General features: G+C 50.9%; 15 protein-coding genes. 11 read left to right on the top strand and 4 right to left on the bottom strand.

Annotation, left to right across the window (positions count from 1 at the left end):
- Positions 1 to 148 precede the first annotated feature (148 nt).
- Complete coding sequence (locus B3K89_RS04845; protein ID WP_293896790.1) at positions 149 to 1,843, top strand: hypothetical protein; 1,695 nt, start codon at positions 149 to 151, stop codon at positions 1,841 to 1,843.
- 277 nt (positions 1,844 to 2,120) lie between these two features.
- On the opposite strand, the gene B3K89_RS04850 is transcribed toward B3K89_RS04845, so the two are convergent.
- The 4 genes from B3K89_RS04850 to B3K89_RS04865 form a co-directional block, all read right to left on the bottom strand.
- Positions 2,121 to 4,049 carry a putative bifunctional diguanylate cyclase/phosphodiesterase gene (locus B3K89_RS04850; RefSeq protein ID WP_293896788.1) on the bottom strand — a complete coding sequence of 643 codons (1,929 nt, stop codon included), beginning with the start codon at positions 4,047 to 4,049 and terminating at the stop codon, positions 2,121 to 2,123.
- Between the two features lie 122 nt (positions 4,050 to 4,171).
- On the bottom strand, positions 4,172 to 5,428 hold the full coding sequence (purD, locus tag B3K89_RS04855; protein WP_293896786.1) for a phosphoribosylamine--glycine ligase: 1,257 nt from the start codon (positions 5,426 to 5,428) through the stop codon (positions 4,172 to 4,174).
- Positions 5,429 to 5,478: 50 nt separating this feature from the next.
- Complete coding sequence (gene dusB / locus B3K89_RS04860) at positions 5,479 to 6,477, bottom strand: tRNA dihydrouridine synthase DusB (RefSeq protein WP_293896784.1); 999 nt, start codon at positions 6,475 to 6,477, stop codon at positions 5,479 to 5,481.
- Positions 6,474 to 7,259, bottom strand: coding sequence for a TatD family hydrolase (locus B3K89_RS04865; RefSeq protein ID WP_293896782.1), 786 nt, complete (start codon positions 7,257 to 7,259; stop codon positions 6,474 to 6,476). Before B3K89_RS04865 ends, dusB begins: the two co-directional genes overlap by 4 nt.
- 187 nt (positions 7,260 to 7,446) lie before the next feature.
- Between B3K89_RS04865 and B3K89_RS04870 the strand changes: the two genes are divergently transcribed.
- The 10 genes from B3K89_RS04870 (at position 7,447) to B3K89_RS04915 (ending at position 17,083) form a co-directional block, all read left to right on the top strand.
- Entirely contained in the window at positions 7,447 to 8,541 is a 1,095-nt protein-coding gene (locus B3K89_RS04870) for a PSP1 domain-containing protein (protein ID WP_293896780.1), read from the top strand.
- Between the two features lie 126 nt (positions 8,542 to 8,667).
- Positions 8,668 to 8,949 (top strand): 30S ribosomal protein S20, encoded by a 282-nt coding sequence (gene rpsT, locus B3K89_RS04875; protein WP_293896778.1) that lies wholly within the window; start codon positions 8,668 to 8,670, stop codon positions 8,947 to 8,949.
- A gap of 74 nt (positions 8,950 to 9,023) precedes the next feature.
- Complete coding sequence (locus tag B3K89_RS04880; protein ID WP_293896776.1) at positions 9,024 to 9,344, top strand: HU family DNA-binding protein; 321 nt, start codon at positions 9,024 to 9,026, stop codon at positions 9,342 to 9,344.
- Between the two features lie 32 nt (positions 9,345 to 9,376).
- The gene (lnt, locus tag B3K89_RS04885) at positions 9,377 to 11,041 is read left to right on the top strand and encodes an apolipoprotein N-acyltransferase (RefSeq protein ID WP_293896774.1); all 1,665 of its coding nucleotides are present in this window, start codon (positions 9,377 to 9,379) and stop codon (positions 11,039 to 11,041) included.
- Positions 11,038 to 12,303 (top strand): nicotinamide-nucleotide amidohydrolase family protein, encoded by a 1,266-nt coding sequence (locus B3K89_RS04890; protein WP_293896772.1) that lies wholly within the window; start codon positions 11,038 to 11,040, stop codon positions 12,301 to 12,303. Before lnt ends, B3K89_RS04890 begins: the two co-directional genes overlap by 4 nt.
- Before the next feature lie 142 nt (positions 12,304 to 12,445).
- Positions 12,446 to 14,320: a transcription termination factor Rho gene (gene rho, locus B3K89_RS04895; protein WP_293896770.1), complete on the top strand. Its 1,875-nt coding sequence runs from the start codon at positions 12,446 to 12,448 to the stop codon at positions 14,318 to 14,320.
- A 70-nt stretch (positions 14,321 to 14,390) separates the two neighbouring features.
- A complete protein-coding gene (gene rpmE / locus B3K89_RS04900) occupies positions 14,391 to 14,594 on the top strand; it encodes a 50S ribosomal protein L31 (RefSeq protein WP_293896768.1) in 204 nt (67 codons plus the stop codon).
- 176 nt (positions 14,595 to 14,770) lie between these two features.
- Positions 14,771 to 15,940, top strand: coding sequence for a galactokinase (locus B3K89_RS04905; RefSeq protein WP_293896766.1), 1,170 nt, complete (start codon positions 14,771 to 14,773; stop codon positions 15,938 to 15,940).
- Positions 15,937 to 16,737, top strand: a complete 801-nt coding sequence (gene surE, locus B3K89_RS04910) for a 5'/3'-nucleotidase SurE (protein WP_293896764.1) — start codon at positions 15,937 to 15,939, stop codon at positions 16,735 to 16,737. The genes B3K89_RS04905 and surE overlap by 4 nt, the downstream gene beginning before the upstream one ends.
- A complete protein-coding gene (locus B3K89_RS04915; protein WP_293896762.1) occupies positions 16,730 to 17,083 on the top strand; it encodes a hypothetical protein in 354 nt (117 codons plus the stop codon). Before surE ends, B3K89_RS04915 begins: the two co-directional genes overlap by 8 nt.
- Positions 17,084 to 17,090: the final 7 nt, after the last annotated feature.

A 17,090-nucleotide genomic window follows, 5' to 3' on the forward strand; every position in this document is an offset into this window, starting at 1 on the left:
TCATAGCCGGTATCAACGGTTCGTATCAGCTCTCCGATTGCCTCTCTGTCTTCGGCCAGGTTGACTACATCACCATCAAGAACTACAAGAACAAGAGCGGTGATAGTGCAAAAGACATCCAGCTGACCTTCGGTGCAACGTACTCACTATGAGAACAGCCTTTTTGAAGCGGATTGTTCTCTGTCTTGGAGTGTTTATTGCCTTTGTTCTTCCCCTTCCTGCGTCTGTAGGGGCGCAGGTAATCCCTCTTGCAAGCTCGGTATATGAAGACATGGATCTGCTTTACCTGCTTGCAGGAAAGGGGACTCCCTCCGGTTCCCGGCCTTGGACCAAAGCTGAGGCCCAAGCAATCTTGGGCAGCGTGCGGAAAGAAAGCCTGCAGGCTGTTGCTCATTCGCTGTATACGTCCATTCAAAAGAAGGTGGAGGCTCCTCTGCGTTGGAACTTCTCCGACGGATTCTCACTTTCCGCTTATGCCGATGTCTCAGTGGAGAACTACATACATTCGAATTCGGAGTTCTCCTCCTACGGAGCTTGGGATTACTCCTATGTCGATAGAAAACCGTTGGTGCGCCTACGCTTGGACATGGCTGTCTCGGATTTCTTCTACACCTATTCCGACTTGCAGTATGGTTACGGCTTGCATACGAAGGACGATACTCTCGATTATCTCGACGCCAATGATAGTGTAGGGGCCCTTATCCCTGCGAATTCAGGTCTCTATTACGTTGACGAGAATACCAAACTGGTGCAATACGAAAAGTGGTATGCGAACAACATCATCACCTCCACTACGCATATTGATTTCCAGACCCCGAAGCGATCGGTCATCTCCTTGGGCTCTGAGCGATGGAATGCCACATTCAGCAGGGATAGAATTTCCTGGGGCAATTCCAAGATCGGGAACTTCATTCTCGATGACCATGTTGATTTTCATGAGTATCTTCGCTTCACAACCTACTCGGAATATTTCAAGTATGAAGCGTTGGTCGTCTTCTTCGATACCTACCATGCATCCACGTCCATACTGAGAATGTTGCTGGCCCATCGGTTGGAGTTCCGTCCTTGGAGCAAAGTCAGTTTTGCAGTCAGTGAAAATGTCATGTACCAAGATGATAAGCTGGACTTGCGGTTTCTCAATCCGTCGTTTATTTTCCACAATCTGAACGAGCGCAATAAATTCAATGCAATCGCCCATATTGAGCTTGCCTATGTGCCGTTTGCAGGCTTCAGGCTGTATGGGCAATTTGCTCTCGACCAAGCAGTTGCACCCAACGAAGGAGACAATCCTGAACTGCCGGCGTGGGGAATGTCTTTGGGTGCGGATTATGCGGCAGCATTTGCCCAAGGGGTGTTGCAGTCGTCTATTGAAGCTTCCATGACGCTGCCGCATATGTACCGTCGCGACATTGTAGATTTCTTGATGGCTCGCAGATATGCAGGATTGAATACCAATGCGTGGAATGCAGTCAAGCTGGATTACATCGGCTCTCCCTACGGTGGCGATGCCCTTGTGCTCCATGCCCGGACGCTCTACAAGGTTACAGACGAGGGTAGCTTGTCATTGGCTGTGACCGGGGTGCTGAAGGGAGGTGTTGACATGTTTACGGTTCTTGACGACAGCTCCAGTGAGTATGGCACCACGATGTTCAGCGACGATGTGATACATACCTCGTTCATCGCCACGCTTGCAGGAGCGCTGGATGTGGGGTTTAGCACAGCCTGGCAGGTGTATGCACAGGTTTCAGTGTTGGCGAAAGGCTCATATCTGCAGATTCAGCAAGCTTTTAATCCTCATGCATGGGATGTGCAGTTTGTCATGGGGACTACCTTTTCATTCTAGCGAGCATAGTACACTGCTAGAATTAAGGGTGCCCTGATACGGTATTCATTGACGGCAGAGGGTAACTGAGAGTAGGATGGAGATACAGAGAGAATATGTTTTGTGTTTCCTTCTAGGCATTGTTCTTTCTGAGAGAGTTCTGAGACGATTTCTTCAGATCGTTCCCTTTGCGTGGGGGAAGCGAACAGATGGCGGCTGCCTGGGGAGGTGGCCGCCAGTCTTGAGAGGGGGGAATGGTCGGTGATGAGGCTTCGTTGGGGTACGAGGCCTCATTTCTTTAGGCTTGTGGTATGATGAACATGGTTCCCGACAGCCATGACAAGAACTGCTCCTCGGGTACCGGCCTGGAAAAATAATAGCCCTGTACAAATTGGATTCCCACCTGCTTTACCACCTCAAGCTGTTCAGCTGTCTCGACCCCTTCTGCAACCATTCCCTTTTTAAGATGTGTAAGCATGCCCGTAATGAGAGCAAGCAGCTCATATCTGTTGGTTGCGTTCGATACAACGCTCCTGTCAAGCTTGACGATATCGAACGGCTTGCTGACCAGAGTCTCCAAATTGGAGTAACCAGTACCGAAATCATCAAGCAGGAAGCGGATTCCTTTATCGGTGATAGCTTTCCAATTCTTTTCCACAGAATCAGATGGGGTAAGCAATATTGACTCAGTCACCTCGAAGCTGATTTTCCGGGCATCTGCACCGCTGTGCTCAATGACATCCAAAATGCGACGGGAGAAATCGGTGGAATGCAAGTCCTCTGCCGAGATGTTGATGGAAATGTGGGAAATGAGCGCGACCTGCTTTGCATATCTTGTCAACAGGGAACAAACCTTGCGTACCATTATCTCCGTCAATGGTGAGATAAGGCCTGCCATCTCTGCTGCTGGGATGAACTCTCCGGGTGAAATCATGCCCAGCCTTTCATCCTCAATGCGCATCAACGCTTCAGCGGCAACAATACGGTTGTCCTTCGTTGCAATGATCGGTTGGTAGAATACCTTGACCATCGATTCCTGAACCACAGCCCTCCTGAGAACTGAGAGGATATCGAGCTTTCTTTGTCGCAGGGGAACTAATTTTTGGTTGAAGATAATAACCGGGAGCCTGCGTCTTTCCTTGATTTCCGCCATGGTAAAATCCAGTGAATCGACAATTTCCTCAAGGGTATTGGTTTTCAGCGGTGTTTCTACAATGGCGATATTTACATGACAGGTGATATGTGCACCATCGATGACAAAGCCCTCGCTTGTAATGGCCCTGATGGCTTGGACAATTCGAACAACACCGTTATGGCTTTGCCGGCGAAGAATGAGGGCGAACCGATTGCCGAACAACCGATAGGCCGGCCCCTGCGTATTGAATGCACTGAGCTTTGCAGCGAAACGCTGCAAAAAGATATCACCATGGGAATTCCCATAACGGCTGTTGATCAAGCGGAAATTCTCGATGTCCAGCATCAGGATGGTGGTTTTCTGGTGTGTGAGCACCACATGCTTGAGATGTTCAATATATGCTGTGTAATTGGGGATTCTGGTCAATAAATCCAGACTGAGCTCTCGCCTTTGCCATACCAGGTAACTCAGCAGCAGCATGAAGGTACTGCTCAATCCTAAGAGATACGGTTGGCGGAACCATTCAAAGAAGACGAGGGAGAGAAGTAAAAAGAGGGATGAGAAAAGAAAAAGCATGCGGATGTAACTGGGGATTCGGCGCCACCGATAGAACAGGGCAATTACTTGAATGAGAATGAACAACCCGCTTAAGTAGTTCAGATACAGCAAGCCCGAACCCTCAATGTACCGTCCGGCTTCAGAGAAGATAAACAGCCTGTGGAATGCAAGGTCGGAGAAAGTGGCAATCGCTGCAAGACCGAGCATGCCGAACTGCACACGTTCGAGGATGCGAAATCTCTGTTTAGGCAGGAGGCGCCGTTCGATGGCGCGCATCCAGAACAGGATGTACGTGGGGATGGCCAGCATATGAGTGAGGGTTATCCCCATTGAAAACCAAGGAACCAGATACAGGTACCCCCGCATGGAAAGGTGTGTGATGATCGATACCACCAGATAAAACAGATAGGAGAATCCAACCGGGTTGATGGGGTCTTCTCTCGATTGGATGAAACCTTTTTGGGAACGGCGATGCTCGAAGAGGATGCCTGCAACAATAAAAAAGGATACAATCTCAGCTGCAATCAACTCCATGGTGTCCTCAACTTCACGTACCGCAATTCTATCCTCAACTATGACAAACTTGCAAACAAAAACAGCCCTGCATCAGGAATATGCCGGGCTGAATAGAACTGTTGCAAACCTGTATATGTGATTCAGTTCTCGAAGAACCTATCTCCGATATCCTTACGGTACCAAGCCCCTTCAAAATTCACGTGCTTGACACCTTTATAAGCGTTTTTGTTTGCATTCATGATATTGTATCCAACACCGACAACCGTTACGCAACGTCCACCGGTGGTGACAAGTTTTCCGTCCTTCTCCTGTACTCCGCCAAAGTAGTAGCGGGGTGCTCCCTCAAAGGTGTTGAGCATCAAGGAAGCAGGCATAGGATCGAGGACTTTGCCGATGATTGGTTTTCCAGGATATCCCTCCGAGGCTACAACCAAGGCGACAGCGGACTTGGTTGATACTTCCAAGGAGATGGATGAAAGGGTGTCGTGCTTCATTGCATTGAGAATGTCGACGATATCGGTCTTGATCAGAGGAACAAAGGCTTGGGCTGCCGGATCATTGAAACGAACGTGGTAATCGACCAGGATCGGACCGCGATTGGTGATGATGACACTAATCGTCAGTACACCCTTGTAGGCCATCCGCTCGGCTTTCAGGCCGAACAAAGTGGGTTCGATGATGGTGTCGACCAACGCCTGGCTCACCTCTTCCTGAAGGGGGACCGGGCAAATCGAACCCATGCCGCCGGTGGGAAGGCCTCCCTCCTCGGACTTCATGTAGTCGCTGCAGGTCGGCAGGGAAAGATATCCCTTGTTGTCCAAAAAGAGGGTGACAGTGATGGGAAGTCCTTTCAGGTGTTCTTCCAAAATAATCGGGCTGGTAGCCAGAATGCTTTTTGAGAACTCCATCAAGGAGTTGTAGTCTGAGGAATCAATCATGACGCGGCTGGGAGCAATGGCATTGCTCTTGACGACAAAACGCTCGCCTTCGTGACGCTTGAGGTATTCGGAAAGTGTGTGTTCATCGTCGAACAGAACGTGGGTGGGAGTGGGAATGTTGTGCCTGTCGGTGAACATGCGGCTGAAGTTTCGATCGCCTTCAAGCTTCAGCGCCCTGTTTGGAGCACCGAATGTATCGATCCCTCTCTCGTTGAGATAGTCGATGACTCCGGTGAACAAAGGCGCCTCGGTACCGACGAACACAAAGTCAATATCGTTGGTTGTGCAGGCCTCGTGAACCTGCTTGGGGTCTGAAGGATCGATGGCAAGATTGGTGGCGATGGACTCTGTCCCCACATTGCCCGGAGCAACGAATAACCCGTTGATCAGACGGCTTTGTGAGAACCACCATGCAATGGCATGGTCCTTGGCTCCTGAACCTAACACTAATACTCTCATTGCACTTCCTCAATCTCAGATTACTCTAATAAACGTACCATTTTACGGCTTCATAGGTCAACAAGTGGGCTGAGAGCCTCTGTGTAATGTTCACGCTTGACAGCCTGTACAACGGCTTGTTTTACAGTCGACGTATTGGGAACTCCCTTGAGATAGGAACAGGTATGCTTGCGCATCAAGGTGCACGCTGTCTTTTCTCCGTACGTCTCGATCATTATGTCCAAATGTCGGAGTATTGCTTGTACGCGCATCGCCTTGGTTATTTCTTTCATCGGCCTGCCTTCAAGGTGTGCCTTTGCCTGGGAGAAGATAAAGGGATTGCCGATGGCTCCGCGGGCAAACATGACGCCATCCACTCCCGTCTGCAGCAACATCCGTTTTGCATCCTCGGCTGCGAAGAGATCGCCTGAACCGAACACCGGAACCTGGTATGCATGGCTGGTGCAGTAGTGCTTGAGCTCGGTCAGCTTGGTCCAGTCGGCAAAGGGTGCATACCCTTGGCTGCGGGTACGGGCGTGCAGGGTGAGTGCGGATGCACCCCCGTCCAGTGCGGCTTGGGCGAATGCAAGGAAGTTTTCACTCTGGGCATCCCAGCCGGTACGGAACTTGACCGAAACGGGAATATCGACTTCATCGGTTATGGTTCGTACCACCTCGGTGATCAAGGAAGGTGTTTTCATCATGGCCGATCCTGCGCCGGTCTTGGTAACCTTGGGAACCGGACAGCCGCAATTGATGTCGATGACCTCTGGCTTGAAGGGCATCAGTTGCTCGAGCGCCTGTTTCAGCGAATCCGTATTGCTCATGAAAAGCTGGATGGCATACTGCTTTTCATTCGGGGCGCGGTGCATCAATTCCAAGGTTTTCTCTCCCTCACGGGAAAGTCCTTCAGCGCTTACCATCTCGGTGAAGGTGAAATTTGCCCCCTCCTCAATGCAGAGGGTCCTGAATGGAATATCCGTATATCCGGCCAACGGTGCAAGAAAGAGATTCCCCTCAATCTTGACATTTCCTATGTTGACCGGGTGAAATAATTGCTGTTCGTTCATACGTCCTTTGGAAGGGAAAATGCCTTCAGGCTGTTAGCATAAAGGCTTTCAGAAAGCTCTTCAAGGGAGGTCTGCCTGAGAGAGGCAAGGACTTTGGCTGTTTCAACCAGATAGTGGATCTTGTTCCGTTCTCCCTTGTAGGGGTATGGCGTCATGAACGGCGCCTCGCTCTCTATGACAATTCTGTCACCAGGAAGCTTCATTGCAACCTCTTGCAGGCTTCTGCTGTTCTTGAATGTCAGGTTTCCTGCGAAAGAGAACATCAAGTTGAGCGAGAGAGCTTGTTTGGCAAACGTCCAATCCTCGCCGAAACAATGGAGGATTCCACCCTTTGGAGGGAGTTTTTCAGCAAGGATGGGCAACAGGTCCTCGGCCGCATTGCGATTGTGGATGATGACCGGAAGATTGAGCTGACGGGCAATCTCCAGATGCTTGAGGAGCAGCTCGATCTGCAGTGTCTTGTCACCGCCGAACATATGATAGTAGTCCAGACCGGTCTCTCCGATGGCGACGATGCGTTTCTTTTGCTGGGCATGGGTGATTACCCGTTCCTCCCAGTCCTTGCCTGGATTGGTGACCTCGGTGGGGGAGACTCCCACCGCATGATAGACAGAATCAGAACTCTCAAGGTTTGCATAGGTGCGCTCAAAATCAGACAGACTATTGCAGATGCTCACAACGTGCTTGACCGACTTGACTTTCGCAAGTTGGACTGCAAGCAATTGCTCCATCTTGTCATCCTGCAACAATCCTATATGGGCGTGCGTATCAAACAGTTGCATACCGACTCCTTGAGATGCATTCTCAACATAAGGGGAGATGTGACTAGACTATACCATGCCCAAATCCAGCCGTCAATGTTGTAACTCGTATACAGTAAATCACTTAGATCTCTTGATATACAGTTTGACAATTTCTTGTCCACGTGGTAGCTTTACAACGTTAGAGCCCTTTTGGCAAAGGATTTGCATGAAAAAAGAACGAATGCGTGCCCCCGAAGGTCAAAGTCAGCGAACCAGACCTTCAAGAGGTTATATATATTTGGTAAAGAACCCTTCATCCAACGAGACCAGCATCTGTGCTTGGGATTCAGTATTGTACCCCGGCACTTCGGTAGTGGCGCCTACCCGGTATGGGTTGGATTTGGGAGTGATCATGACGAGTGCGGACAGGTTGGGCAAGGAGTATACTCCCGGTTGCGACCAGTGCCGGGGTGCCTGCCTGCATGGTGAGTGCATGCCCAAGGATGAGAGTGAAGCTGAACGTGCAGAACCTGCAGAGGAAATGGAGATCTTGTTCAGTTCTGAGCCTGACGAAGATCCCTGTGACTCCTGCGCAGGCTGCAATCCTCAGCCGGACCCTCAGGAAGTGGACCTGACAGGAGAAATCCTGTGGATCGACCGCCTGGCGACGCCCTCTGACCTGGACCGATATCAGGAGCTGATGGAAAAAGAGGATGAGGCAATGCGGATCTGTCGTGAGAAGATTGCCTATCACAAACTGGACATGAAGTTGGTGACCGCCCACTTTTTGCTCGGGGAGCCGAAAATCATTTTCTTTTTTACTGCAGATGTCCGGGTGGACTTCAGGGATTTGGTCAAGGATTTGGTTTCTGTGTTCCGTATTCGTATCGAATTGCGCCAAATCGGGGTGCGCGATGAAAGTCGGGTGCTCGGCGGTCTGGCTGTGTGCGGAAGGGATTTCTGCTGCCATAGCGTAACGGATAAACTCAATCCGGTTTCGATCAAAATGGCCAAGGAACAGAATTTGTCACTCAATTCAATGAAAATTTCCGGTCCTTGCGGCAGGCTTCTTTGCTGTCTCTCCTACGAATTCGACTTCTATGTGGAGGAAAAACGCAAGTATCCTCCAGAAGGAAGTAAATTGAAAGTTGGGTTCGAGTTGATGAAAGTATCAGAAGTCAACATACTTTCAAAAAGGATCCAGCTCAGTGGCAGTGAGAGCCGGATGCTGACAATCCCTCATTCAGCGGTATTTTTCAACGAGGAAGCCAGTCGTTGGGAGATAACCAAGGAGTATACAGATGAATTTTTGTCAAACTGAAGTAAAGCATTGTATTGACCGATTTTATAGACTGTGATATGTTTTTACACCGTCGGCCCTGTGTTGCCGACTTCATATTTCATACAAATAACTACGTATTCAAGGTAATATGTTTGGAGGTATTACGTGATTAACAGGTCTGCTGAGAAAAGAGAGCGACAGAACAGCGTCAGGAGAATGAGGAATCGTGCAGCCAAGAGCACTATGCGCACTGCAATCAAAAAGTTTGAAGCCGCTGTGGCCTCCGATGACAAGGATACTGCTGCTTCTGCCCTGGCCTTGAGTCTCAAACTGCTTGATACAACTGCAAGCAAGGGAATTATCCATCAGAACACCGCCAGCCGCAAGAAATCCAGATTGCAGGCCAAGTACAACAAGTTTAACAACCAGGCTGCCGCCCAGGCATAACCGTCTCATGAAATCAGGTCGATTGTGGAATCGGCTTATGTTCTTTTGCAAATATTGTGAGTTAAGGAGTTACTATGGCAGGACCAAAATTGACAAAAGCAGCCATTATTGAGAGTCTCTATGAGAAGCATGGACTGAATAGAGCCGATATCCATAAGATTATCGATGAGTTCTTCGAAGAAGTGAAAGAAGGCTTGAAGAACGATCAAGTCATCGAGCTCCGTGGATTTGGAACCTTTGAAGTTCGTACCCGCAAAGGCAGAGAGAAAGCTCGCAACCCCAAGACTGGTGCCATAGTTGCCGTCGAGACACACGGGGTCGCAATTTTCCGTCCTGGCAAAGAACTCAAGGATTATGTATGGGAATTGCGTGACAACAAGCCGGAGAACGACTGAGTTTCACGTGTTTTGCAATAGGAGAACATCTCTTGGTTGATTTGCATCCCAGACGGAACCTCGGAACGGTATGTTCTGAGGTTCTTGTGTTATTGGCAGCGGCGTTTCTTTACTCATTGGCCTTTCCCGGCCTCATATCGGTCAACGGGTTCGGTTTTATTGGGTTCTTCGCCTTGATTCCTGTGTTTGCGGTGATTCGCAACACAAGCTGGAAACTTACGCCTGTGTATGGGTTCTTGTATGGCTTCATGTTCTATCTCTTCTTCAATTACTGGCTGAAGACCTTCCATCCGCTCGCCATCCTGATCGTTCCCATCATCAAGGGCGGTGAGATGGCTGTCTTGTTTCCTGCATTGAAGGCTGCCCAGAAGCTGTTCAAGAAGTATGGCTATATCGTGGAAGGCATCATTTGGGTAGCCTACTCATACATCAGCCAGGATTGGTTTGCAGGCTACCCCTACGGGACCCTTGGTAGTGCAGCTTACCAATACCTTCCCTTCATCCAGATTGCCGAGTTCACCGGTGTCTGGGGTGTCACGTTCATGATGGTTCTTCCTCAAACCTTTTTGGCATTCATCCTGTTCGAGAAGCATCGCAATCGGTTGGATGGTTTCGCTTCGTATCTGAAGCAGCATCTGGTTTTTTTGATTGGCTATGCAGTTGTTCTGATTGCAATCCTTGCCTATGGCTTTGCCAGCATCTCCTATTGGAGATCCCAGGAGCCTGAAAAGACCTGGAGGGTTGCAACCATCCAACACAGCGCCGATACCTGGAAGGGCGGGTACACAACCTATAAGAACAACTTCAACAATCTGCGTCGCATGAGCCTTGAGGCCCTGCAGGCCGATCCCGACATCATCCTGTGGTCTGAGACCGCATTCGTCCCTTCGGTTGCATGGCATGAGAATTACCCCTCCGACCCTGCGACCTCGGCCTTGGTCGAGGAGTTCGTCGCCTTCGGCAAATCCCTGCCCGTGCCTCTGGTGACCGGCAACCCCGAGGGCGTCATCGACGACCCTTCCCAGCCCGCCCTGCTTGCAGACGGCAGTTGGAACCGCAAGGATTACAACACGGTCATTTTCTTTGAGGATGGCAAGATCAAGAATACCTATCGAAAACAACACCTTGTTCCGTTCACCGAACACTTCCCCTATGAGAAACAGCTGCCATTGCTCTACAACCTGTTGTTGGCCAATGACTACAACTGGTGGGAAAAGGGGTATGAAAGCGTGGTGTTCGAAACCGAGGAAGGGATAAAATTCTCCACCCCGATCTGCTTCGAGGACGTCTTCGGCTATCTGAATGCCGAATTTGTGGCAAATGGGGCCGATGTCATCGTCAACATGACCAACGATGGCTGGTCGAAGGCCGTCTCGGCCGAGATGCAGCATCTTGGGCTTGCTGTGTTCCGTTCCATCGAGAATCGACGCACCACCGTTCGTGGTACGAACAGCGGCATGACCTGCGTCATCGATGTAACCGGAAAAATCATCGACCCAATGGAGCCCTTCAAGGTAGGTTGGCATATCTATGATGTTCCGGTATTCACCGGTGAAAGTCATGGTCTCACCTTCTACACCCGGCATATCGACTGGTTCGCCTTTTTGGCCATCTACCTGTCGTTCTTGTTGCTTGGCTTGGGAGCCCTGTATCACCTCATACACTTCATACGAGAGAGAAGGCAGAACAGAACATGACCTATATCAGTGCAGCACTCTTTATCATCGGGACTGAGTTGACCCGCGGTGTCATTGCGGACAAACACTGCCAGGTCCTTGCCAGCCAGCTGACACAGCTCGGCTACCGGGTCGACCGCATGGTCCTGGTTCCCGACGATGGAACCATCGAGGAAGTGCTCAAGGAGTGCATCGACACCTGTGACATTGTCATTCTCACCGGCGGGCTCGGTCCCACCAGCGACGATCTTACGCGCAGCATTGTCGCCCACATGGCACAGGTGCCCTTGGTACGTGACCAAGCAACCTTTGATGCATTGTATGCACGCATCGGTGAGAGGATTTGGGGGGCCAACGAACAGCAGACCATGATTCCCCAGGGGTTCACCGCCATACCCAATCCGTATGGAACGGCAGCCGGCTTCAGGGGTATCATCCCAGATGGGGAGCGCGAGATTGTCTGTATTGCCATGCCCGGGCCTCCCAGGGAGATGGATCCCATGTTTTTCGACCAGGTATTGCCCTACCTGGCCCAGCTGATCGGCCATGATGACTTTTCACGTACTGAATACTCCACCTTCCTGATTCCTGAAGCAAAACTGGAGGAATTGTGCAGACAGGTTACCTTCAACGGCCTGCAGTGGGGCACCCGGTTCCAGGACCTCAAAATCAGCCTGTATCTGGTGGGAGGCGATGAGGAGGAGCGTCTTGAGATGGCCAAACGCCTCCAGGCCTTGGTCGGGCCGTCATTGTTGGTGGACGGCGATGTCATGCCCGCCCAGCTCTTGACGGATTTGCTTGTAGCCAGGGGTGAGACGATCAGCTGTGCTGAAAGTTGTACATCGGGGTTTGTCGCAAAGTTGCTCACCGACCAGAGTGGAAGCTCAGCCTGGTTCTATGGTGGGGCGGTCACGTACGCAAATGAGGCGAAAATCGCCATGCTCGGGGTGCGTAGCGAAACATTGCAGGCTCATGGGGCCGTCAGTGAGGCCTGTGTGTTGGAGATGGCACAGGGTATGCTCAACCGTTCACATACTGACTGGGCGTTGTCTGTCAGCGGCATAGCCGGCCCCGATGGCGGCAGCAACGAGAAACCGGTGGGAACCGTATGGTTTGGTTTTGCCTCCAAACATCGCTCGAGTGCAGCAGTGAAGGTGCAACTCACTTCCTATGGTCGTGATTCTATCAGAAGAAAGGCCTCCGTGGTTGCCTTGATTCTTGCAAGTCAGTACATCAAAGGAGCTTGCTTGCTTGACACTGTGAAGAAGTGGCAATATATTTAGAGTACCAATCGCGGGAAGTTATCCGTATATATCGTTAATTATAATCCCGCATATTCTTACATCCTGTATCACAGTTTAGGAGTTGGGTTGTCGATGTACCTTTTAGGTACGTGTAAATCCCTGTTCCGTTGGAGTTTATCCTATGTCTTCCGAAGAATTAGTGCAAACTGAAGCAGCGTTGTCTGTACCTTCCGAGCCCGAAAAGGGCAAGAAACCGGTACGACGTATCACCCGTAAAAAAAGCCCTGTGGCTGCAAAAGCATCAGAATATGCTGCTGATCAGAGTGCCGAACAACAAGAAGAAACGAGTGGGTCACCGGAGCAGAAAAATCGAAGGGGCAGACCCAAGAAGGCCGGCGTCAAGCTGAAGGATGACAATCCTCAGGTGCAGGACGACCAGCAACCCCAGCTCGACTTTGACGTTGAACAGACGAAACAGCCGGTGAATGAGGAAGCTTCATCTGTAGTGCAGCAACCCCAGGGTGAAGTCCAGCAAGAGGCTCAGCCGTCCCAGAAACCGAGCCAGAGTGAGCAGAAGCCTCAAAACCAGAACCAGAATCAATACCGAAAGAATCCTCAATACAACAAAAGCAGTAACCGCAACCAGCAAAGCCGCCATCCCAAGAGCTCTTTCCAAAAGAGCCAGAGCTTCGGCCCCAACCGTCCCATGCGCCAGAATCAAAATGAAGAACCTTCTTTTGACTTGAATATCGAGGAACACCCCGAGGCGCCGGTCCTCCAGCTTGAACACTATACCAATATGTCCATTGATGAACTGCGCAAAGTAGGCATCGAGAAGGGATTGAATCCGGATACCATTCTTGATTTGCGCAAGCAGGAGATTGTTGCCGAGATTCTTAGGATTCACAGTTCCAGCGGTGGGGTGATCGTGGGTACCGGTACCCTTGAGATTCTTCCCGACGGATTCGGATTCCTTCGTTCCCCCGCCAACAGCTACCTCTCAGGACAGGAGGACGTATATGTCTCTCCCGCCCAGATCAAGAGCCTGTATTTGAAAACCGGTGATGTAGTGTATGGACAGGTGCGCACCCCGCGTGAGAATGAACGCTTCTTTGCAATTCTCAAGATTCTCAAAGTCAACGGCGATGAGCCGATTGTGGCAAAAATGCGTGTTCCTTTTGATAGTCTGACTCCGCTTTTCCCTGATCAGAGATTGAAACTGGAGACAGCTGAAGAGGATATGTCGGTTCGCATCATCGATATGTTCTGTCCCATCGGTAAAGGCCAGCGCTCCTTGATCGTCGCCCCCCCGAGAACAGGCAAGACCGTCCTGCTTCAGAAAATCGCCAACTCCATCAGTACCAATCATCCGGAAGTCGTTCTGATGGTCCTTTTGGTTGATGAACGGCCTGAAGAAGTGACCGACATGCGGCGTCACGTCAACGGTGAGGTTATCGCCTCCACCTTCGACGAGCAGGCAAGCCGCCACGTCCAGGTTGCCGAGATGGTCATAGAGAAAGCCAAGCGGCTTGTCGAGCACAAGAAGGATGTCGTGATTCTTCTCGACTCCATCACCCGTCTCGCCCGTGCATACAACCAGACGGTACCTGCGAGTGGAAAAATCCTCAGCGGTGGTGTCGACTCCAATGCCCTGCACAAACCCAAGCGCTTCTTTGGTGCAGCTCGAAACATCGAGTTCGGCGGGAGCCTTACCATTATTGCAACCGGTTTGATCGAAACCGGCTCAAGGATGGACGAAGTCATTTTCGAGGAGTTCAAGGGTACCGGCAACAATGAGATCATTCTCGACCGCCGGCTTGCCGACAAGCGGCTCTGGCCTGCCATCAACATCAAGAAAAGCGGAACCAGGCGTGAAGACCTTTTGCTGCCTCCTGATGAGGCTGCCAGAATCTGGCTCACCCGCAATGCAGTCAATGATATGGACGACCAGGAGATGACTCCGTTCCTCATTGACAAAATACGGAAGACAAAGGATAATGAGGCGTTCTTACGCTCTATTAACACCGGGATTCCTACGAACTCCGCAGGCTATTAGGACCAAGAAAATGTGACACCAGTCTGCTGCGTACAGCCAGCAGATTATATATTCCTGGAGGAATTTGAACATGAAAGACGGAATTCACCCCCGCTACGAATTGACTGAGATTCGTTGCTCCTGCGGCAACGTGATCAAGACAAAGACGACTTCCAAGAGCTTGGAGCTGGAAATTTGCTCTGCTTGCCACCCCTTCTTCACCGGTACCCAGAAAATGGTTGACACCGCTGGACGCATCGAGCGTTTCAAGAAGCGCTACGGTTTGGAAAAATAAGCATGTACCAGAAAGCCACCAGCAATGGTGGCTTTTTTAAGGTATTAGCAACACAATTCGTGCATCTATCGAAGGGATTGAGAAATGCTGAGTCGGCAGGTTATACTAAAATAGGTTTTTTGTTGCATTATGCTGACAAGTATCCTAAAATTGACGCATAAAAATTAGGTTGGGGCATGGATAACGTCATCAAGCAACATAACAAAGAGTACGGAGAGACTCCTCTCGTAATAGCTCAAGTGCCGGGTACTTGTACCCTGCTGGGTAGCTATGCGGATGCATGCAAGGGGTGGTCGCTCGTCGGTACCGATGCCTCGACACTGTTTGTATCGGTCTCACTTCGCGACGACCAGCTGGTGAGACTTACCAATGCAACCCTCAATGACCGAAAACGCTTCTCCTTGGGTACCATAAAGTACCGCAAGGAGGATCGGTGGGGCAACTATCTGAAGGGTGTCGTCGCAGTTCTTGGCAATGAGGGGGTCTCCTTTACCGGCTTGAACATCACCGTGGAAGGAAGCCTATTGTACAGTGACAACCAAATGGTCAGCACCGCTTGCTCATTGGGAACCGTCATCGCCCTGGATGCCTTGCTGGGCCTGAATCTCGGAATGACATCCATGATCAGAATCGCCTACCAAGCCTGTACCGCTTTCAATAATGAAGCTTGCAAGATCAGCGATCTCTTGACGATGCTCAACGGAAAGCCTTCCAAGGTGCTCTTCTACGACTTGCAGCATGTAACGTATAAGGAAATTCCCTTTCCCTTTACCGAGGAGAATGACGAGTATGTCGCCATCGTGGTGGACAGCAAGATTTCTCCGAACGCGATGCGTGAGGAAATCAACAGTAAAAGACGCGCCATCGAGCGTGCCTTCGCCAAGCTCAAGGAACTGAAGAGCGGTGGTTTCTTGCGGGACTTTCCTGAAAGCGAGCTCTCTGCACGCATCGTTCCCCTTGACGAGGAAGCCCGCCATATCTGCGAATATGTACTGATGGAGTCTCATCTGGCAAATGATGCAGCCTCCCTGTTGACCTCCAAGGACGCCCCCCAGTACGGCAAGCTGATGAACCGGGTTCAGGCGGGATTGAGAGACCTGCTCGAGGTTACCTGTCCTGAGGTCGACTGGCTTACAAAACGTGCTTCAGAACTCAATGGATGCCTCGGATCGGTCCAGATATCCAATGGTTTTTCCGGCAACATCATGGTCCTCTTGAGTAAACAGGCACTTCCAAGCTATATTAGCCGTCTGGAGGACTACGAGCATATCTTTGGTTTTCATCCCCGTTGGTATATCTATGGCGGGCATGAAGCTGCAAAAGTTGTGCTGCCTGAGCATAGATGAAAATACTGCTGACAAATGATGATGGGTATCAGAGTGAAGGACTGGCTGCGCTGTCCGACGCTTTGGTGCAGGCAGGACACGATGTCTGGATATGTGCACCCTCAACGGAGCGTAGTGCCAGCAGCCATTCCATGACGCTTCGCGGTGAGATTGTCATCACCGAGTATGCAGAGAACCGATATCACTGCAGCGGGACCCCCGCCGATTGCATCCTCTACGCCTCCAAAGGCAGGATTTTCCCCATGACACCCGACTTGGTGATCAGCGGCATCAATCATGGCTACAATATCTCCACCGACATTCTCTATTCCGGGACAGTGGGTGCTGCACGCGAAGCAGCCTTGACAGGGCTGCGTTCGATGGCCGTCAGTTGCAGTAGGAGCAAAGACGGCTCATTCCCCTTCACCCGAACCGCCGCCTTTGTGGTGGAACACCTACAGCAGTTCCATCCGCTTACCAGCAGCGAGTGCATCATCAATATCAATGTTCCCGGTGACGGGAACGGCAAGTGGAAGAGCGGCGTGCTCAGCTACCTGGAATACCATGATGCGGTTGAGACCAAGCGTGAACAGGAGCATCGGTATTTTGACTCTGCATCCGTTCGCTTCGGAACTTCGGTGGTGCTCTCCCTCAAGGGGGGAGTGCAGCCGATACAACGGTGCGACACCCAATTTACGGACTTTCAGGCTGTACGCGATGGATATATCAGCGTAACCGCCCTTTCCATTCTTCCTCCGGTGCACCAGAAGGTGCAACTGGTCCTCGATGAGATGAGCCGGGAGGTCGATTGTGGGTAAGTGTTGGGAGGAGAAATGCACCAAGTGCGGGCTCTGTTGCCATGAGAAGGCTGTATACGGCCGCAACCTTGTCATAGACCTGGATTCTTGGTGTGAATTTTTCGACCCGGCGACCAAGCAGTGCAAGGTATATGCCCAGCGGTTTGTCCGTTGCACCCGCTGTCGGAAGATGACCCGGCTCAAGGCGATGTTCGCTTCCTACCTGCCCGAAAGCTGCGGCTATGTGGCGTGGGCCCGAAAGAATCATCTGCGATTTGCCAAGCGGCGCTTCATCCGCTTCATTCATAGCAAGACTTGCCCCTCCGAAGACTCCGACGAACCTCTGTACAATACATTTCACGTGTGAAATGGGT

This window comes from Sphaerochaeta sp. UBA5849, from assembly GCA_002432715.1.
GTDB lineage: Bacteria > Spirochaetota > Spirochaetia > Sphaerochaetales > Sphaerochaetaceae > Sphaerochaeta.